The following is a 19,430-nucleotide window of genomic DNA, read 5'->3' on the forward strand; positions in this document are numbered from 1 at the left end:
CTTGCGGTGCGGGTGGGCCGCTCAGACTTGAGGGCCCGACCGCACCGCCCCCGTCACAGCGTCAGAGCGTCGCAGCGCCAGGACGCTTGCGCAGCGCCTTCGTGATCTTGCCGATCAGCGCGAGCCGATCGACCGGCTTGACGACGAACGCCGCTGCTCCGGCGTTCAGGCTGTTGATCACGACATTGCCCTCGCTGTGGCCGGTGATCATGATCACCGGCACCTGGAGAAGGCCTGGCACGGCTTTCAGCCGGCGCGTGGTTTCCAGGCCGTCCAGGCCAGGCATGCCGATGTCCATCAGGATCACATCGGGGCGCACCTTGCGCAGCAGGGCCAGCGCGTCCATGCCGCCGACGGCGAAGAGCAGGTTGAGGTTCTCGCCTTTCAGCATGGTGGCGATCAACTTGCGCTGGACGTCGTCGTCATCGACGATCAACAAGGTCGGCTGCACGCGATCGGCCATCGCCGACATGGACCTGGCGGTCTCCAGATGCGGTTCGAGGTCTGTGCGCAGCTGCTGAACCCACTGGCCCAGGGGCGCCATGGCCTCGCCTGCGGCGCGCAAGGGTTGCGTAATCTCCTCACGCTTGAGGCGGTCGATCTCGCGCTTCAGCGCAGGCATCCCAGGGACTGCCGCGCCATCGGGCAGCACCTGTTCATCCAGACGCCTGGAAAAGTCGTCCAGCGCCGCCTCCACCTTTTCTTCCGCCTGCGACACCACGCGCAGCGTGTTGTGGATGCGCGCGTCGCCCTGCGCCAGGTGCTGTTGCAACGTGGCCTCCATTGCCGCCATGTGCCTCGCCTGGACTGCGAACTCGGCAGCCGTCGGCCCTGCGTCCTGCATGGCTGCCAACTCGCGCAGGGCCAGATGGACAGACATCAGCAGCCTGGGGCTGTCGTGGGTCATCGGCCAGAACTGCATGTAGTCGTCGAACAGGTCGCGGCGACACAGGTCGTAGGCCCGCCGGACCTCTTCCTTGCTGCACAGAATGACGGTGCGGTGGGGCTTCAGATGGATCTTCTGGCTCTGCCGGTACAGGGCGAGATAGAAATGCTCGGACTTGTCCAGTTCATTGAAGGCGAGGATCAGCACCTCGGGATTACGCTTTTCGAAGGCCGCGACGTGTTGGTCCGCCACAGCGGAAACCGCAACATTGTGGAACTCGGTTTCCAGCAGCTTCTTCACCAGATTGGCGTCCCCCGTGTTGTCGGAGACCACCAGAAGCTCGGCGCCGAGGCGAGAGGCTTTGATCATGGTTCCAAGGGCCCGGTCACGGACCTGAGTTCCTCACGCGCGCGGGCATCCCAGGCCGCCAGCAATGCCGGCAGCTGTTCGGCTGGCACGGGGCGGCCGATGAAGTAACCCTGGGCAAGATTGCAGCCGGTCTGGTAGATGAAATCCCAATCGTCCTGGTCTTCCACGCCCTCTGCGACCGCCTCGAACCCCAGTTGCTTGGCCAGGCCCAGGCTGGCGTCGTAGATGGCGCGCACGGTCTTGTCGGCCCATGCCCCATGCACGAACCCTCGGTCGATCTTGATCTGGTCGAACGGGATGTCGCGCAACTGCGCAAGCGAGGAGTGGCCAGTGCCGAAGTCGTCGATCGACAAGTGAAACCCTTTGAGTCGAAGCCGAACCAGCACATCCAGCACACTGCGCATGTCCTTGAGCAGTTGGGTCTCCGTCACCTCCAGCTTGACGCGCCTGGGTACGACATTGGCGGCGCGCGCGCAGGCTGCCAGGGTGTCGGGGAACGACAGCGTCGTCAGGCTCATCATGGACACATTGATGGCCACGCGCAGATGGTTGCCGGCGCGTTCCCATTCGCCCATCTGGGAAAAAACGTCGCGCACGACCGACGTGGTCAGGTCGTCGATCAAGCCGTTTTCTTCCGCCAGCGCGATGAACCGGTCGGGCATGATCAATCCGTCTTCAGGATGGCGCCAGCGCACCAGTGCCTCCACGCCGATGCACTGGCGCGACGCGACGTTCACCACCGGCTGGTAGTAGCTGACCAGCTGCCCCTGGGCGATGGCGCTGCGCAGCTCATCGGCGCCATACGTCTTGGCGGCTTCTCTGGGCACGCGCACGGCCGATGGCAGCCAGCTGTCCAGCAGCGCGCGCAGTCCCGCTGGCGAGACGGGCTTGACCAGCTGGCCCAGCATCGTGAGCCGGTGCTCCTGTGCCAATTTCGAAGCTGTGTACAGCACGCGCTCGTCCTCGCCGCTCATGAGGATCACACTGCCACCGTATTCGTGCGCCACCAACGCGCGCACGAACTCGACGCCATCCATGGTGGGCATGTTGAGGTCGCACAGGATCAAGTCCGGTGGCGGCTGGGTGCTGCGCAGATTCGCGAGGGCTTCACTGCCACTGATGCAGGTGGTCACGTCCTGCACCCCCAGCTTGCGCAACATCTTGTGCAACAGCTTCAGTGTGAAGGCCTCGTCGTCGAGCACCAGGACACGAATTGCATAACTTTCAACCACGGTTCACCTCCGCATTTCGCCTTTGAGTCGTGCCGTGCACGCCTCGCGGCGTGTGGCGCTACCTCGACGCCAAAAAGTGGTCCACTGCCGCGAGTTCCGTCTCGAACTGCCCCAGCAGTTCCGCGAGCCTTGCGGCGTTGCCGCTGTCCGCTGCCCTTTCCATTGCTGCACACATATCACCGAGCGCCAGCGCCCCCACGGCGCGGGCCGACGACTTGAGCCGGTGCGCCAGGTTGCCCAGGTCTCCCAGCCGCCTGCCGGCATAGGCATCGCGCATTTCCATGGCGGTCTTGCGGGCGTTCACCCGGAAGTCCGCGAGCAGCTCTTCGATGTCCTGAGGGTCATCGTTCACCAGCGCCGCCAGGATGCGCACGTCCACAGGCACGGCCGCCGGCATCGCCGCAGTCGGGCCATTGTCCACGCCCGGGATCTGGCTTTGGCCGACAGGGACCCACTTCTCCAGCACCTCGCGCAAGCGCGCCAGTGGCGTGGGCTTGGTGACATAGTCGTCCATGCCCAGGGCGAGGCAGCGCTCCGCCTCGCTTTTCAGCGCATTGGCGGTCGATGCGACGATCGGAATGCGCCGGTGCCCACCTTCCTCCAGGCGGATCGCCGCCGTCAGGTCGAAGCCATCCATCTCCGGCATGCGCAGATCGGTCAGCACCATCACGTAGGTCGCATTGCGCCAGCACTCCAGTGCCTGCGCGCCGGTGCCCACGACATCGGATTCGTACCCCAGCAAGCGCAGCTGCTTGAGGATCACGAACTGGTTCGTCGGGTTGTCTTCCGCCACGAGGATGCGGCCTTCGCCCAGGCGCATGGCCATCTGGGGCTCCGCGGGCGCAGCTTCCTTCACGGCGGCCGGCTGCGCCGGGGCGCTCAATGCGCGGCCGGCCGCCAGCGCGACGGCGTCGATCAGCACGCGGGGATGCAGGACATTGCTGTCCACCCGCACGAGGCGTTCGGACTCCAGGCGCGGGCGCCGCCGGCTGCCGCGCTCGACGGCCACCAGCCGCAGATCGAGCCCAGCGACCTGCGGCAGCGCCTGCAGCGATTGCTCGACCCGGGCGGCCTCCACTTCCGGCGCCAGCACCCAGACCCACGGGCCTGAAGGCAGGGCTTCGATCCGCTTGACGGCGCGCTCGACGTCCTCAACGCGCTCGACCTGGGCGCCGCCGGCCTCCAGGTAGACCGCAAAATCCGCGGCGACGCCATGCGGGTCGCCAACCACCAGGCATGGCAGGCCTGCCACCGGCGACGCGGGCTCCGCAGTCTCGGGTGGCGGCTCGCCCCTGATGAACGGCACGCGGACGATGAACGTCGAACCCTCTCCGGGCGCGCTCTGGACGGTGATTTCGCCCCCCATCAGGTTGACCAGCAGGCGCGAGATGACCAGGCCCAGCCCGGTGCCCCCGAAGCGCCGCGTCGTAGATGCATCGCCCTGGCTGAACGGTCGAAACAGGCGCGTCAAGGTGTCCGCTGCGATGCCGATGCCGTTGTCGGAAACGCGGAACTCGACCACCACGCCTTCGGCGGTTTCTTCGATCAGCGATGCGCGCACCTTCACGCAGCCTTGCCTGCGCAGGTTGGCCGAGAACTTCACGGCGTTGCTCACGAGATTGATGAGCACCTGGCGCAGCCGCATGGTGTCGCCCAGCACCGTGCGGGGCAACGCTGTGTCGATGAAGAACGTCAGGTCGACCTTGTCCCGCTGCGCCATCTGGTCCGAGATGGCGCACACCTTGGTCACCACGTCGTCGATGTGCATCGGCGCATGCTCGAGTTCGAGCTTGCCCGCTTCGATCTTGGAGAAATCGAGGATGTCTTCGATGATCGTCAGCAGCGACATCGCAGAGTCGTGGATCAGGTCGACCATCTCCATCTGCTCGCCATCCATCTGCGTCTTGTGCAGCACCTCCAGCATGCCGATGACGCCGTTCATCGGCGTGCGGATCTCATGGCTCATCGCCGCCAGGAACGACGATTTGGCCTGGTTGGCCGAGTCGGCTTCACTGCGTGCCAGCTCCAGTTCCGCAGTGCGGGCCTCCACCCGCCTTTCCAGATCGATGCTGAGCAGCAGAAGCGCCTCGTCGGCGCGCTTCTTCTCCGTGATATCCAGCTGGTAACCCTGCACTTCGACGACGCTGCCGCTTTCGTCCAGGACGCCCACCAGGTGCTCCAGGACCACCCGCACCTGCCCGTCCTGTCGCATCACATGGCGCTCGTGGTGGTTGTCCGAATAGGGTGACGCCAGGGTGCGGAAAAGCTCGAGCCGCTCGTCCTCGTTCGGAAACAACTGCCGCACAGCACCCAGCGCTTCGTCGGTGGAGCGGTAGCCGTAGGCCATTGCAAAGCCGGCGTTGCACAGCACGATGTTGCCATTGGAGTCGCACACGAAATTGGCCGTCAGGCCCTGGTCGAAGATGCGGCGGTAACGTGCCTCGCTCTGGTGCAGGGCCTCCGCTGCGAGCCTTCGCTCGGTGATGTCCTGCAACGCGCCCTGCACACAGCGCACGACGCCCTTGTCATCGCGCTCCGCCTCGCCGATGGCCCGCACCCAGGCATGCGCGCCGGTCGCCGTGGCGAGTTCCAGCATGAGGTCGAACGGCGTGCCGTCCCGCACGCACGCATCGACGGCTTCACTGATCGCGACCCGGTCTTTCGGCACATAGAAGGCGACCGCTTCGGCCAGCGAGGGCGCATAGTCGTCTGGCTTGCCGTGGATGGCGCACACCTGTTCGGACCAGTTCACGTTCGGGGTGCCCAATTCCACGGACCAGGCGCCGATGCGGGCCAGGCGGCCCGCCATGCGCTGGAGTGCCTCGGTCCTTCGCATCTGTTCTTCGACCTGCTTGCGCTCCGTGATGTCCTGGCAGCTGCCGATGGCACGCGCGGCTCGGCCCTGGTCGTCCAGGAAGATCTGCCACCGCTCATCGACCACCTTGAGCCGGCCGCCGGGCAGCACGATGCGGTGTTCGATGGCGCCGGGCGCGGCGGTCTGCTGCGATAGCTGAAACGCCTCGTCCACGGCCTGGCGCTCATCGGCGTGCACCAGCTCCAGGAACAGATCGTGGGTTGGCTTGAAGGTCGTCGGGTCCGTCTCGAAGATGCGATGCGTCTCCTCCGACCAGACGACGACCCCAGTGTCCATGTCGGTCTCCCAGCTGCCGATGTGCGCAACCGATTGGGCTTGCGCCAGGCGCAGGCGCTCCACTTCGATGCGGTCCACCAGTTGACGCTGTTCGGCCTCGCTTCGGAGCAGGGACTCCTGCGCCAGCATCCGTTCGCTGACGTCCAGATGCATGACCACGGCACCGGCGCGCGCGTCGATGTGCATCGGCGTAACCGTCAGCCGGTACCAGCGCCGCTGGTCGGGCGAGTGGCACGGGTACTCCATCGTGTAGTGCGGCAACGCGCCCGAGAGGACGCCGCGGATGCCGTCGCTGGCGCAATGGGCCTCGTCCACCCCGTCGCCCCGGGCCTTGTCACAGACCTCCAGGTAGTTCTGCCCGATGGAGGACACCTCGCCGTTCAGGACGTTCGCGGCGCTGAACTGCTGCCATGACTTGTTGACGGCCAGGATCCGCCCGTCCGCGTCCAGCAGTGCGATGTGCGCCGGCAATGCGTCCAGGATCGCGATCTGCATTTGCGCCATGTGCTCGCGCGCGACGAGGTCGTTCTGTAGCGATCGGTTCAGGTTCTCCAGCTGCAGTGTCCGCGTTTCGAGCTTGCGTACCAACGCGGCGTTGTATTGCGCAAGGACCGTGTCCTCATCGTCCGCCTGCGCGTTCGCGTGCGCAGCGTGATCACTTGCCTTGTGCGCCAGTGCCTCGTGCACGCACGCCATGATCGTGTCCGGCTCCGCCGGCTTCAACAGGAATGCGCTCGCGCCCAGACGCAAGGCCAGTTGCTCGTCCGCCGGATCGGTGTAGGTCGCGGTGTAGACGATGAATGGAACGGCCCGCAGCTGGGGGTCCGCACGCCATCGGCGCAGCAGTGTGTAGCCGTCCATGACCGGCATGAGCAGGTCCGACACCACAAACTCCGGTGGCATCTGCCGTGCCCTGGTCAGCGCTTCGGCGCCATTGGCGGCGATGTCGACCACGTAGCCGTGCGCCGACAGCAGAGCCTTCAAATACTCCAGGTTCTGCCCGTTGTCGTCCACGATCAGGGCGCGTGTCATGGTGACTCCGGGGGGAGAAACGCCTGGATCTCCGCGATGAACGTGTCGGGGTTGATGGGCTTTTCGATGTAGCCGTTGCACCCCGATGCCAGCGCCTTCTCGCGATCGCCCACCATGGCGTACGAGGTCACGGCGACGATGGGCACGTGGTCCAGCGCGCGGTTGGTCCGCAGCGCCCGGGCCACGTCGTAGCCGTTCATGAGGGGCAGCTGGATGTCCAGCAGAACCATGCAAGCTTGCACGGTTGCGGCCAGCGCGATGCCCTGTGCGCCATCTCTGGCCGACACCACGTTGAACCCGTGCTTTTCCAGCATGAACGTGGCCAGATAGCGGTTCTGTTCGTTGTCCTCGATCAGCAGGATGGTGCGCGCCATCGCGTCAGCCTCGGCGTGCCAGCGGCAAGACCATGGCAAACGTGCTCCCACGTCCCCACACACTGTGCGCATCGATCCGCCCACCGAGCAGTGCCGCCAGCCGCGCGCAGATGGCAAGCCCGAGACCGGTCCCTTCGTACTGCCGCGCAAGGCCCGTGTCGACCTGGCGGAAGGGATGGAACAGGGTTGCAAGGTCGGCTTCGTGGATGCCGATTCCAGTGTCCGATACACGCACGAACACCGCCCCTGCGCCCGGGCGCGTTTGGGTCGGGGTAATGTCTTCCATGATCTGAACCGAAATGGTCACGGTGCCTCGCTCAGTGAATTTGATCGCATTGTTCACAAGGTTCAGCGCGATCTGCTCGAATCGCCGTTGGTCAGTGCACAGAAGGTCCAGCCCGTCGGACAACTGGATGTCCATGGCCAGGCCTTTGGCGTCCGCCATGGGTTGGACGGACGCGACGACCCGCTGGATCGACGCGTCGACCCTGAACGGCTGCACGCGCACTTCCAGCTGCCCGGCCTCGATCTTGGAGATGTCCAGCACATCGTTGATCAACGCCAGCAGATGCCGTGCGCTCGTGCGCACCATCCCGAGCTGCCTGGCTTGCTCGGCGTTCAGCGCGCCGGCCAGGCCCTGCAGCAAGATGCCGGTGAAGCCCAAGATGGAGTTGAGCGGCGTGCGCAGTTCGTGCGACATGGCAGCAAGGAATGCCGTCTTGATGCGGTCGGCCGACTCCGCACGCACCAGTGCCGTCTGCAGTTCGTTGGTGCGCTCGCCCACCTTGCGTTCCAGCGAGTCGTTCAGGTCGCGCAGAGCCATTTCGGTTCGATGGCGAGCGGTGACGTCGACGACAGTTCCGACCAGCCGCAGCGGCCTTCCGTCCGCATCGAGCACCAGCTCACCCGTATCGCGAACCACCTTCTCCGAGCCATCGGGCAGCACGATGGCGTGCTCGATATCCAGTCCTGCCTTTCCCTCGAGCGCCGCCTTCTGCGCCTGTTCGAACCGCTCCCGGTCTGCGGGATGGATGCGCTCCAGGAAGGAGGTGTACAGGGTGCCGAGCTCGCCGGGCGCGATGCCGAAAATCTCGTAGATCTGCGCTGACCATTGCAGGTCCTGGGTGGCAAGGTCCAATGCCCAACTGCCCATCTTGCCGATGCGCTGCGCATCGTTCAGGTTGGCCTCGCTGCTGCGCAGCAGTTCCTCTGCGTGCTTGCGCTCGGTGATGTCGATGCCTACGCCCAGCAGGCAGTCTTCTCCATTGAACCGGATGCGCCGGCCGGTGGCCAGGTAGGGCGTGAGCCGTCCATCCTTGGACTTGAACAGCGCTTCGACCGACGCGGCGCCGCTCTCGAAGACTTCCGCGATCTTGCTGGCCACCATCGACTGGTCGTTCCCGGCAAAGAAATCCAGCGGATGCATGGCAGCGATCTCTGCGCCGGCATAGCCCGAGACGCGCTCAAAATCGCTGTTCCGGCGAATGAACCCGCCGGCTTCGCTGTAGAAGTAGACGATGCCGGGCATGCTCTCGATCATGGTGGCGGAAAAGCTCTGCTCCACGCGCGCCACGTCTTTCATGCGCTCGGCCTCTGCGTCGCGCTCGTACCGCTCCATGGCCAACGAGATGTCTTTGGCCGCCTCCGTCAGCAGCCCGATTTCCTTGGCCTGGAAGAACCCTGGCTCGTGCGCATAGACGTTCATCAAGGCGCACACGCGGCCGTGCAGCAGGACCGGGAACGCCGCCAGCGCTCGCAGGCCTTGTGCACCTGCGGCGTCCAGCCGCGACGTCATGCTGGGCTCGTCCAGGATGTCGTTGCAGACGTACGGACTGCGCTGACGCAGTGCCCTGCCGCTTGGCCCGTTGCCGCCGGGTCGTTCGTCAGCGAACACGCGGACGTCGCGCAGGTAGCCGGTGTCGTCACCGCATTGCGCGACCGGCGTGATGGCCTGTGTCTGTGGATCGGGCCAGCCGATCCAGGCCATGCGGAACCCACCGTGCCGCACCAGCGTCTCGCAGACGAGGGGGAAGAGCTCCTCGCGCGTGGGCGATGCCGCGATGGCCTGGTTGATGTGGCTCAGCGCGGCATACAGCCGGTTGAGCCGCTCGATCTCCGCCTCATGGCGCTTGCGCAGGCTGGCGTCGGATTGCAAGCGCCGCGCCAGCACCACCACCAGGCCCACGGCAGTCGCGAACATGGCGGAGGCCAGGAGCGACTCGACGTCGAGCGTGAAGCGCCACTGCGGGGCGAAGAAGAAGAAGTCCACCGCCAGAATGGACAGCACGCCCGCCAAAGCACCTGCCTTGAGGTTGCCGTAGAGCGCAGCCAGCAACACCGCGATGTAGAAGAGCGAAAAAGGGGCGAGGCGGCTCCAGGGCCACATCAGCCCCGTCAAGGCGGTGGCGATCGCAACCGCCAGCACGGCACCGGCAAGCGCGTTGCGCAAGGCACGCCAGCGGCCCGCGCCGGACACACCAAGGTTCGTTTGCGCACGGGGGGGCAAGACGTCAAGCACGTGTGTCGTCCCATGTCTGGCGAGGTCCCAGCGCTTCCCGGATCTTGGCGGCCAGCTCGATCCGCCGGTAAGGCTTGTTGAGCAGCAGCACGCCCTGGTCCAGGCGGCCGTGGTGGACGATGGTGTTTTCCGTGTACCCCGACGTGTACAGCACACTGAGCCTTGGCCTCAGCTGGCGGGCCAGTTCGGCCAGTGCGTGCCCGCTCATCCCGCCCGGCATGACGATGTCGGTGAACAGCAGGTCGATCTTTGCAGGCGAGCGGATGATCTCCAGCGCCATGGGGCCGTCCGATGCCTCGAGCACCGTGTAGCCAAGCTTGATCAACTGTCCATGGGCGTAGCGCCGCACCATGGGGTCGTCCTCCACCAGCAAGATGGTCTCGCCCTGGCTGTCCACAACCGGCGCGGCGGCCGCCATGACGGGTTCTGCCACGGCATTGGCGCGCGGAAGGTAGATCCGCACGACGGTGCCGTGGCCGACCTCCGAGTACACGCTGACGTGCCCGTCGGACTGCTTGGCGAACCCATACACCATCGACAGTCCCAGCCCTGTGCCACGGCCTTTCTCCTTGGTCGTGAAGAACGGCTCGAACACGCGGTCGAGGTGTTCGCTGGCGATGCCGGTGCCGGTGTCCGCCACGGCCAGCACCACATAGGCGCCGGGCCGGACGTCGACGTGCAGATCCGCGTAGTCCGTGTCGATGACCTTGTTGGCCACCTCGATGGTCAGCCGCCCGCCGCGGGGCATGGCATCGCGGGCATTGAGGCACAGGTTGAGCAGCGCATTTTCGAGCTGAGCCGGGTCCACGAGCGCTGACCACAGCCCTGGCTTGTGGTCCAGCCCCAGTTCGATGTGCTCGCCCAGGGTGCGGCGCAGCAGGCTGTCCATCTTGGCCACCAGGCGGCCCACATCCACCGACCGGGGCACCAGGGGTTGGCGTCGGGCAAACGCCAGCAGGTGCTGGGTGAGATCGGCACCCCGCTGCGCTGCCTGCTGCACCATCTCGGCCAGCGCGGCGAGCTTGGGATCTCCGGCCAGCTGCCCCGTCAGCTGTTCGGCGGTCCCCAGAATTACGGTGAGCAGATTGTTGAAGTCGTGCGCGACGCCGCCGGTGAGCTGACCGAGCGATTCCAGCCGCTGCGATGCCAGCAGCTTGGCGTTCAGAGCGTCGATGCTGGTGCGTTGCTCCTCCAGTGATTCGGCAGTCTGGTTCAGCATGCTCATGAGGGCGCCGAGTTCGCCTCGCGGGTGCGGGGCGGCAATGCGAACCCCCTGGGTGCCCCGGCCCAAGCTTTTCACCATCTCGGCAATCTTGCCGATGTGGCGGCGGATGCCCCATTCAGCCAGGAGCCCTGTGACGATGAACAGCACGACGCCGATCGCCGCGATCAGCACCATGTCTTCACGCAGTCGGCGGTTGGCAGTGCTGGCCAGCGTGCTCTGCGCGCGGCCGACGAACAGGTGCAGGCCTGCGCTGCGCATCGCTGGTGTGTCGGCCATGGCCCAGACTCTGGGCTGCCCATCGAGGTCCACCGCGTGGCCAACGCCGCCCTCGGCAAGCGACGTGGCAAGACCGAACAATGCGCTGCCGGCGATGGATTCGCCGTCCTTGGTGCCACGGCCGCCCACGCCGGACCGCGCCAGTGCAATGCCCTCGTGGCTGGTCAGCACCACCTGGAGATCCTCGGTGGGGATGTCCGTGCGATTGGTCTGCAGCAGCCGCTGCAGGTTGAGCGATGCCAGCAGCACATAGCGCAGCTCATCGGCCGCGTTGCGTGCCGGGTAGGCGATCTGCAGGACGGCGATGCCGGTGAGGCGCCCGAAAGCCGGCTCCAGTGAAAACCCGCCGTCGAGAACCAGCGCCCGCTGGAAGTAGGGCCGGTCCCGCAGATCGAGAGTGCGGTCGGTTTTCAAGGAGTCGCAGAACAACTGGCCGTCGGGATGAATGGTCAGGATGCCGGTGTACTGCGGGTACTGGTTGCGAACGCGGGACAGGAAGTCCGAACAGGCGGCGCGGTCGGTCGTGTCCAGGTCTTCAGCGCGGGCCAAGCCGTACAACAGTTGCTGCGTGCCGGCGATCTTCTCTGCGATGTCGTCAGCGATCGTCGCGGCGGCCGCGGGCAGTTGGCCCGTCGCGATCGCGATCCCGCGGTCGCGCTCCTGCACGAAACGCCAGGTGACGAGCAATGCGGGCAGCAGTGTCGCCAGCAGCGCAATGCACAGCAGCCGTGTGCGGATGCTCACAGCAGGAGCCGCTCGTGCGAAAACAGTGCGCGAGATGTGAATGTCGACCTCGCGTGCGCGAGGGGGTGCTCAACGGTGGCGTTGCGCGTCAGTGGCATGGCAATACCCCTTGCATGCGCCATGAATTGCGCACGGCAGATCAGAACGTTCCCGGCGGCAGATCATCTTGCCCTGTTGGAAAGTGAAAGCCAGTCCAGGGCGCAATCCCCTGGTTCTCCCACGGTCTCTTGGACTGGGTTGGCAGCTGCCGCCGACAGCCAGCGCGGTCTGGCGGGCACGGCGGCGCTGCTACCATCACCGCCCGTTTGCACCAGTGAACGGCAGGACAAAGATGGACATGACAGACCAACCCGCGCCCGTGAACCTGTGCATCCTTGCAGACATGTTGGATGGCGATCTGGCCGAGATGGAAGAGATGCTGGCAGCGTTCAGGGTCAATGTCCGCACCACGGCTGCAGAGCTTCGGACGGCCTGCAGTGCGGGGCCGGCATCCGAGACCGCAGCCCTGGCGCACCGGCTCAAGTCTTCCGCACGCTGGGTCGGCGCGATGGAGCTGGGTGACATCTGCGCCTCGATGGAGCAGGCCGGGCATGCGGGCCACACCAGCCTCATCGTGGAACTGATGGCGCGCTTCGAGACAGAACTGTCGAACGTCGAGCGCTTTCTGGATGCACGCTGACGCGCCGGACCGCCCGTCAATGGGCGTTGCTGCCCGGCAGGCTGGCGTGCACCTTGCGATGTCCAACGGGCGTGGCGCATCGGGCTAACCGTTGCGGGCCCCGCATGTCAAGTGTGCGGGTGCCGCGGCAGGCGGATGGTGAAGACGCATCCTGAACCAGGAACATCCCGCACCGTCAATGTTCCCTCATCGGCTTCCACGCTCTGACGCGCAATGGACAGACCGAGCCCCAAGCCGGCACGGCGGTCGTGATTGGGCTTGAACGGCACGAACATCTTGGCGATGCCTCCGGGCGGCAGGCCGCCGCAGTGGTCCTCGACATCGATGTGCACATGCGCGTCGCAACCGTACACCCGCAGCGTCACGAGAGAGTTCTTCCGGGTGAACTTGAAAGCGTTCTGCAGCAGGTTCGCCAGCGCGGCGTGCAGCAGTCCCCGGTTGCCGCGAACGGCCAGCGTGGGCTCCACGGGGGGCACCTCCAAGACTGTGCCTTGCAGCGCGGGATCGAGACGGGCCTCGAGTTCGACATCGGCGATGAAGGTGGCGACCGAAAAACTCTGGCGCTGAGGACCGTCCTCACCCCGCACCTCAGCCGTGGTCCTGGCGATCAAAACGCCAAGACCTGAGAGGCTGCGTTTCAGCACTGCGCCGGTCGCACCGCTGATTGCCATGTTGCCGAGTTCGAGTGCGCGCACGGCGAGATTGGCCGTCGCCAGCAGGTTGCGCAGCTCATGCACGAGAAAGCCCAGCCGTTGCTTCTCGTCGGCCGTTTGCTGTTCCGACAACATCGCGTCACGCTGAAAACTGAACTCGGTGACGGCGTCGGCGATCGCGTTGTCCAGGCAGCGGTTCAAGGTACGGAACTGGTCGACGGAGAACGGCGCGTCGCGCTCGAACGCCAGGTCCGTGATGGCCTGGCAGAGATCGCCATAGTCATGCACCACCTGGTCGACCGTGTAGCCCAGATGCAGCAGCTCTTTGCCGTGCGCCGTGGCACTGACGCCGATCTCAGACAGCGCGAGCGCGTCGCCTCCCGAAGGGCCGGAGATGGCAATGCTCTCCCGCTCGTCGTCGTCTTCCTCGGCCATGAGCGTGCGCGTCAGCTGGTCCAGGAACATCGGTATGCCATGGGCCAGCTGCTTTTCCGTCGCCGCACGCGTCTGGCGCTGGGCAACCTTCGCTGTGCACCTTGCGACCAGCGCGTCACGGTTGTCGGAAAGGAAGCGGTGCATACATCAGTCGCCCGTTGGGCGTCGCTCGGTTGAACGTCAGGAACAGGGCCGATGGTTTTGCCACCGGTGGGGCCATATCGGACATTTCAGTGTGAACACCAACGGACCTGCTGTCTGTGCGCTCCCGCACGGATGGGGCGGGCATCCACCCGGCACAAGGGAGGCGCTGCGCGGCAGCTCAAACGCCCCAAACCACGTCGTGGCCGGCCGCCGCCGAACGCCGCAGCATGTCGATGAACGGCACGGCGCGCTGGCGCAGGGAGACGGTGTCGGCCCTGGGTGGCAGCTTTTCGCCACTGGCCTCGGCCTCTTGTTCGGCGGCCTTGCGCTCGGCGTCTTCCTGGGCTACGGCGGCCTCCAGCGCCAAGATGGCGGCAGCCATCTGCTCGGGCAGGATGATGCCGGTCGGCGTCGGGTCTTTGCCGATCAGCTGCAGCATGCGGCGGCCGTTGGGCTCCAACATGATCAGATCGCCGGCAGACTTGGATTTGAATTTGTAGAGCATGTGGTGAGGGGTTGTTGGGGCGTGACCGTCATCGGTACATGTAGTCGCGCCTGAAGGGGTAGGGTGATTGTGCGCCGGTGATCGCGGAACGACAGCGTGACGGCGGCGCCAGCGGCGCCCACGCGTTGGCCCGCAGGCAGCTACAGCGCCGCCGGCACGGGCAGCCCTTGCAATTGCGCTCGATTTTCGGAATCAACGCGGTGCGCATGGTGCAAATTTTTGTCAATGGGGAAAGCCTTGGTCAAGCCCCTGGGTGTAGGACAAGCGCGCGTGCATTGACTTGAATTGGTTTAGGTCTAAACTATTCCGTCATGAATATCCTGTGCATCGGCGGCGGTCCCGCAGGCCTGTACTTCGGCCTTCTCATGAAGTTGCAGAACCCGGCCCATGTGGTCACCGTGCTGGAGCGCAACCGGCCGTACGACACCTTCGGCTGGGGCGTGGTGCTCTCGGACCAGACACTGGACAACCTGCGTGTGGCCGACCCGGTGACGGCCCAGCGCATCGGCGAGCACTTCCACCACTGGGACGACATCGAGGTGTTCTTCAAGGGCGGCAGCGTGCGCTCGGGCGGCCACGGCTTTTGCGGCATCGGCCGCAAGCGGCTGTTGAACATCCTGCAGGACCGCTGTGTGGAGGTCGGCGTCGATCTGGTGTTCGAAGCGGATGTGACCGACGACCAGAGCGCCGCGCAGCAGTACCAGGCCGATCTGGTGATTGCCTGCGACGGCCTGAACAGCCGCGTGCGCCAGCGCTATGCCGACGTGTACCGGCCCGACGTCGACCTGCGCGCCTGCCGCTTCGTCTGGCTGGGCACCAAGAAGCGCTTCGACGCGTTCACCTTCGCGTTCGAGCAGACCGAACACGGCTGGTTCCAGGCCCACGCCTACCAGTTCAACGAAGACACCTCCACCTTCATCGTCGAGACGCCCGAGGCGGTGTGGAAGGCGCACGGCCTGGACGAGATGTCGCAGGAGGAAGGCGTCGCGTTCTGCGAGCGCCTGTTCGCCCGCTATCTCGACGGCGAGCCGCTCATCAGCAACGCCGCCCACCTGCGCGGCTCGGCCATCTGGATCCGCTTCCCGCGTGTGGTCTGCGGCACCTGGGTGCACCGTGTGGACGTGGATGGCCGCTCTGTTCCCGTGGTGCTGATGGGCGACGCCGCGCACACCGCGCATTTCTCGATCGGCAGCGGCACCAAGCTGGCGCTGGAAGATGCGATCGACCTGGCCAACGCCTTTGCCGCGACGCCGCAGACCGATGAGGCCCTCACTGCCTACGAGGCGCGCCGCAGCGTCGAGGTGCTGAAGATCCAGAACGCGGCGCGCAACTCCACCGAGTGGTTCGAGAACGTGGCGCGCTACAGCGGCATGGAGGTCGAGCAGTTCGCCTATTCGCTGTTGACGCGCTCGCAGCGCATCAGTCATGAGAACCTGCGCCTGCGCGACGCACGCTGGCTGCGCGGCTACGAATCGTGGCTGGCCACGCGCCTGCCGGGGCCGCGCGCCGACGCCGCGCCCGCCGCTCTCGACACCGCCGCGCGCCTGCCCATGCTGCTGCCGTTGACGCTGCGCGGGCTGACGTTGAAGAACCGCGTCGTCGTCTCGCCCATGGCCACCTACAGCGCGGTCGATGGCGTACCGCAAGACTTTCACCTGGTGCACCTGGGCGCCCGCGCGCTGGGCGGCGCCGCCATGGTGTTCGTGGAGATGACCAGCCCCACGCCCGAGGGCCGCATCACGCCCGGCTGCCCCGGGCTGTGGAACGCCGCGCAGCAGGCCGCGTTCACGCGCCTGGTCGACTTCGTGCACGGCAGCAGCAGCGCCGCCATCGGCCTGCAGCTGGGCCACAGCGGTCCCAAGGGCTCGACCCAGGTCGGCTGGGAGGCGATGGACGAGCCGCTGCCGCAAGGCAACTGGCCGGTGCTGGCCGCCAGTGCTGTTGCCTACGGCCCGCAGAACCAGGTGCCGCGCGCCATGACGCGCGCCGACATGGATGCGCTGCGCGAGCAGTTCGTCGAATCCACGCGCCGCGCTGCTGCGGCCGGCTTTGACTGGCTGGAGCTGCACTGCGCCCACGGCTATTTGCTGTCCAGCTTCATCACGCCGCTGACCAACCAGCGCACGGATGACTACGGCGGCAGCCTGGAGAATCGCCTGCGCTTCCCGCTGGAAGTGTTCAGCGCCATGCGCGCTGCCTGGCCGGCCGAGCGGCCGATGAGCGTGCGTATCTCCGCCCACGACTGGGCCGAAGGTGGGCATACCGGCGACGACGCCGTGGCCGTGGCCCAGCTGTTCCACGCGGCCGGCTGCGACATGATCGACGTCTCCTCCGGCCAGACCACGCGCGCGGCCAAGCCGGTCTACGGCCGCATGTACCAGACGCCGTTCGCCGACCGCATCCGCAACGAGGTCGGCATCCGCACCATCGCGGTGGGCGCCATCAGCGAGGGCGACCAGGCCAACGGCATCATCGCCGCCGGCCGTGCCGACCTGTGCGCCGTGGCCCGCCCGCACCTGGCCGACCCGGCCTGGACGCTGCACGAGGTCGCCAAACTGCAGGCCGCCGACCCGCGCGCCAACTACAGCGGTGCCGAGTGGCCGCGCCAGTACACGAGCGGGCGCGACCAGATGCTGCGCGAGATCGCGCGGCTGCAGCAGATGGCGGCGCCGGTCCCGGTGGAGAGAGAAAACTGACATGGACCTCGAAGCCCGCGCCCACAGCGAGCACCCGGACGAGCTGCGCCTGTGGCTGCGCCTGTTGACGTGCACGCAGCAGATCGAGCGCCAGGTGCGCGCCGGCCTGCGTGACCAGTTCGACACCACGCTGCCGCGCTTCGATCTGATGGCCCAGCTCGAACGCGCGCCCGAGGGCATGAAGATGAACGAGCTGTCGCGCCGCATGATGGTGACGGGCGGCAACGTGACCGGCATCACGGACCAGCTGGTGAACGAAGGCCTGGTCGAACGCACGGAGGTCGAAGGCGACCGCCGCGCCTACAACGTGCGGCTGACCACCAAGGGCCGCGCCCACTTTCGTGCCATGGCCGAGCGCCACGAGCAGTGGATCGTCGACGCTTTTTCGGCCCTGGGCGTGCGCGACATCGCAACGCTGCACCGCCTGCTCGGCAAGGTCAAGCAGCACACGCTCAGCAACTTTCTGGAGACTTCATGAAGCACTACATCGGCGCGGGCAACCCCATGCGCGCACAGTTCGACGCCAAGGCCGGCTACACGGCATCGCACTTCGCCTGGCATTGCGAGGCCGGCGTCGGCACCGTCACGCTGAACCGTCCCGAGCGCAAGAACCCGCTGACCTTCCAGTCCTACGCCGAGCTGCGCGACCTGTTCCACGCGCTGCGCTTTGCCACCGACGTGAAGGCCATCGTGGTGACGGGCGAGGGCGGCAACTTCTGCTCTGGCGGCGATGTGCACGACATCATCGGCCCGCTGACCAGGATGACCATGCCCGAGCTGCTGGAGTTCACGCGCATGACGGGCGAGCTGATCAAGAACATGCGCAACTGCCCGCAGCCCATCGTCGGTGCCATCGACGGCATCTGCGCCGGTGCCGGCGCGATGATGGCCCTGGCCTGCGACCTGCGCTATGGCACGGAGGCGACCAAGACAGCCTTTTTATTCACCCGCGTGGGCCTGGCCGGCGCCGACATGGGCGCCTGCGCGCTGCTGCCGCGCGTGATCGGCCAGGGCCGGGCGTCCGAGCTGCTGTTCACGGGCCGCGCGATGACGGGGCCAGAAGGCCTGGCCTGGGGCTTTTTCAACGCGCTGCACGGCCGCGAGGAGTTGCTGGTCAAGGCCACGGCCATGGCGCAGGAACTGGCGGCCGGTCCCACGTTTGCGCACGGCATGACCAAGACCATGCTGTCGCAGGAATGGTCCATGACCATCGAGCAGGCGATCGAGGCCGAAGCCCAGGCCCAGGCCATCTGCATGCAGACGGAAGACTTCAAGCGCGCGTACGAGGCGTTCGCGGCCAAGCAGAAGCCGGTCTTCGCGGGGGATTGAGATGAACCCGTCCACCGACCACCTGGCCCAACCTCTCTTCGACGCGCCGCACCGCGCGCTGGCCGAGGCGCTGTTGCCCTGGGCCGCCGCGCAAGAGGTTGACGAGACCGACGACCGCGCCGCCTGCCGCGACTGGGTGGCGCGCCTGGGGCAGGGCGGCTTCTTGCGTTACTGCGTTCCAGCCGCCTTTGGTGGCGCGCTGGAGCAACTCGATTCGCGCGCGCTGGTCATCCTGCGCGAGACGCTGGCCTTCCACTCGCCGCTGGCCGATTTCGCGTTCGCCATGCAGGGCCTGGGCAGCGGGGCAATCACGCTGGCCGGCACGCCCGCGCAGCAGTCCAGCTACCTGGGCGCCGTCGCGCGCGGCGAAAAGATCGCGGCGTTCGCGCTGAGCGAAGCCGATGCCGGCTCCGACGTCGCCGCCATGGCCACGCGCGCCGTGCCCCACGGCGACGGCTGGCAGCTGGACGGCAGCAAGACCTGGATCAGCAATGGCGGCATCGCCGACTTCTATTGCGTGTTCGCCAAGACCGAGCCGCAAGCCGGTACCCGCGGCATCACGGCCTTCATCGTCGACGCTGATGCGCCCGGGCTGGACGCGTCCGAGCACATCGCGGTGATGGCCCCGCACCCGCTGGCCACCTTGCGCTTCGATGCCTGCCGCGTGCCGGCCGGCGCGCAGCTGGGCGCGCTTGAAGGCGGCTTCAAGCTGGCCATGCGCACGCTGGATATCTTTCGTGCGTCTGTCGCTGCTGCTGCACTGGGCTTTGCGCGCCGCGCGCTGGCCGAGGCCGTAGCGCACGCCAAGGGCCGCAAGATGTTCGGCCAGACGCTGGCGGATTTTCAGCTGACGCAGGCCAAGCTGGGCGAGATGGCGGCGCTGGTCGAAGCCGCCGCACAGCTGACCTACCGCGCCGCCTGGATGCGCGACGTGGTGGGCCTGGGCACACCTGCCCTGGCCCGCGCCTACACGGCTGCCGCCGCCATGGCCAAGATGACGGCCACCGAAAACGCACAGCGCGTGATCGACATGGCGCTGCAGATGCACGGCGGCCTGGGCGTGAAGGTCGGCACCAAGGTCGAAAGCCTGTACCGCGACATCCGCTCGTTGCGCATCTACGAAGGCGCGACGGAGGTGCAGCAGCTCATCATCGGCAAGTCGGTACTGCAAGGGTGAAGACG

The 19,430-nt window shown here is 66.4% G+C and carries 13 protein-coding genes; 5 read left to right on the forward strand and 8 right to left on the reverse strand.

The features are described 5' to 3' along the window. Positions 1 to 61 precede the first annotated feature (61 nt). From AC099J_RS03725 to AC099J_RS03750, 6 genes are all read right to left on the reverse strand, one after another. A complete protein-coding gene (locus tag AC099J_RS03725) occupies positions 62 to 1,255 on the reverse strand; it encodes a response regulator (RefSeq protein ID WP_479613869.1) in 1,194 nt (397 codons plus the stop codon). Further along, the gene (locus AC099J_RS03730) at positions 1,252 to 2,487 is read right to left on the reverse strand and encodes an EAL domain-containing response regulator (protein WP_479613870.1); all 1,236 of its coding nucleotides are present in this window, start codon (positions 2,485 to 2,487) and stop codon (positions 1,252 to 1,254) included. Before AC099J_RS03730 ends, AC099J_RS03725 begins: the two co-directional genes overlap by 4 nt. Before the next feature lie 58 nt (positions 2,488 to 2,545). Further along, positions 2,546 to 6,670 carry a response regulator gene (locus AC099J_RS03735; RefSeq protein WP_479613871.1) on the reverse strand — a complete coding sequence of 1,375 codons (4,125 nt, stop codon included), beginning with the start codon at positions 6,668 to 6,670 and terminating at the stop codon, positions 2,546 to 2,548. Further along, positions 6,667 to 7,044, reverse strand: a complete 378-nt coding sequence (locus tag AC099J_RS03740; protein WP_479613872.1) for a response regulator — start codon at positions 7,042 to 7,044, stop codon at positions 6,667 to 6,669. Before AC099J_RS03740 ends, AC099J_RS03735 begins: the two co-directional genes overlap by 4 nt. Positions 7,045 to 7,048: 4 nt before the next feature. After that, positions 7,049 to 9,469: an ATP-binding protein gene (locus AC099J_RS03745; protein WP_479613873.1), complete on the reverse strand. Its 2,421-nt coding sequence runs from the start codon at positions 9,467 to 9,469 to the stop codon at positions 7,049 to 7,051. Between the two features lie 85 nt (positions 9,470 to 9,554). Continuing rightward, positions 9,555 to 11,807: an ATP-binding protein gene (locus tag AC099J_RS03750; RefSeq protein ID WP_479613874.1), complete on the reverse strand. Its 2,253-nt coding sequence runs from the start codon at positions 11,805 to 11,807 to the stop codon at positions 9,555 to 9,557. Between the two features lie 337 nt (positions 11,808 to 12,144). On the opposite strand from AC099J_RS03750, the gene AC099J_RS03755 reads away from it, so the two are divergent. Beyond that, positions 12,145 to 12,486: an Hpt domain-containing protein gene (locus AC099J_RS03755; protein ID WP_479613875.1), complete on the forward strand. Its 342-nt coding sequence runs from the start codon at positions 12,145 to 12,147 to the stop codon at positions 12,484 to 12,486. Between the two features lie 107 nt (positions 12,487 to 12,593). On the opposite strand, the gene AC099J_RS03760 is transcribed toward AC099J_RS03755, so the two are convergent. Together AC099J_RS03760 and AC099J_RS03765 are read right to left on the reverse strand one after the other, a co-directional pair. After that, entirely contained in the window at positions 12,594 to 13,718 is a 1,125-nt protein-coding gene (locus AC099J_RS03760) for a sensor histidine kinase (RefSeq protein WP_479613876.1), read from the reverse strand. Between the two features lie 178 nt (positions 13,719 to 13,896). Further along, positions 13,897 to 14,223, reverse strand: a complete 327-nt coding sequence (locus AC099J_RS03765) for a DUF1840 domain-containing protein (RefSeq protein ID WP_479613877.1) — start codon at positions 14,221 to 14,223, stop codon at positions 13,897 to 13,899. Positions 14,224 to 14,534: 311 nt separating this feature from the next. Between AC099J_RS03765 and AC099J_RS03770 the strand changes: the two genes are divergently transcribed. From AC099J_RS03770 to AC099J_RS03785, 4 genes are read left to right on the forward strand one after another with little or no spacing between them, the layout of a single operon-like run. Continuing rightward, a complete protein-coding gene (locus AC099J_RS03770; RefSeq protein ID WP_479613878.1) occupies positions 14,535 to 16,919 on the forward strand; it encodes a bifunctional salicylyl-CoA 5-hydroxylase/oxidoreductase in 2,385 nt (794 codons plus the stop codon). Between the two features lies 1 nt (position 16,920). After that, positions 16,921 to 17,397, forward strand: a complete 477-nt coding sequence (locus AC099J_RS03775) for a MarR family winged helix-turn-helix transcriptional regulator (protein WP_479613879.1) — start codon at positions 16,921 to 16,923, stop codon at positions 17,395 to 17,397. Next, positions 17,394 to 18,248, forward strand: coding sequence for an enoyl-CoA hydratase family protein (locus AC099J_RS03780; RefSeq protein WP_479613880.1), 855 nt, complete (start codon positions 17,394 to 17,396; stop codon positions 18,246 to 18,248). Before AC099J_RS03775 ends, AC099J_RS03780 begins: the two co-directional genes overlap by 4 nt. A 1-nt stretch (position 18,249) precedes the next feature. Continuing rightward, positions 18,250 to 19,425 carry an acyl-CoA dehydrogenase family protein gene (locus tag AC099J_RS03785; protein WP_479613881.1) on the forward strand — a complete coding sequence of 392 codons (1,176 nt, stop codon included), beginning with the start codon at positions 18,250 to 18,252 and terminating at the stop codon, positions 19,423 to 19,425. Positions 19,426 to 19,430: the final 5 nt, after the last annotated feature.

This window comes from Rhodoferax sp. RT4P68, from assembly GCF_056521305.1.

Coding starts and splice junctions, on each gene's coding strand:
- AC099J_RS03735 (WP_479613871.1), bottom strand. CDS start 6,670: ATGACACGCGCCCTGATCGTGGACGACAACGGGCAGAACCTGGAGTAT.
- AC099J_RS03740 (WP_479613872.1), bottom strand. CDS start 7,044: ATGGCGCGCACCATCCTGCTGATCGAGGACAACGAACAGAACCGCTAT.
- AC099J_RS03780 (WP_479613880.1), top strand. CDS start 17,394: ATGAAGCACTACATCGGCGCGGGCAACCCCATGCGCGCACAGTTCGAC.
- AC099J_RS03785 (WP_479613881.1), top strand. CDS start 18,250: ATGAACCCGTCCACCGACCACCTGGCCCAACCTCTCTTCGACGCGCCG.
- AC099J_RS03755 (WP_479613875.1), top strand. CDS start 12,145: ATGACAGACCAACCCGCGCCCGTGAACCTGTGCATCCTTGCAGACATG.
- AC099J_RS03770 (WP_479613878.1), top strand. CDS start 14,535: ATGAATATCCTGTGCATCGGCGGCGGTCCCGCAGGCCTGTACTTCGGC.
- AC099J_RS03725 (WP_479613869.1), bottom strand. CDS start 1,255: ATGATCAAAGCCTCTCGCCTCGGCGCCGAGCTTCTGGTGGTCTCCGAC.
- AC099J_RS03775 (WP_479613879.1), top strand. CDS start 16,921: ATGGACCTCGAAGCCCGCGCCCACAGCGAGCACCCGGACGAGCTGCGC.
- AC099J_RS03760 (WP_479613876.1), bottom strand. CDS start 13,718: ATGCACCGCTTCCTTTCCGACAACCGTGACGCGCTGGTCGCAAGGTGC.
- AC099J_RS03765 (WP_479613877.1), bottom strand. CDS start 14,223: ATGCTCTACAAATTCAAATCCAAGTCTGCCGGCGATCTGATCATGTTG.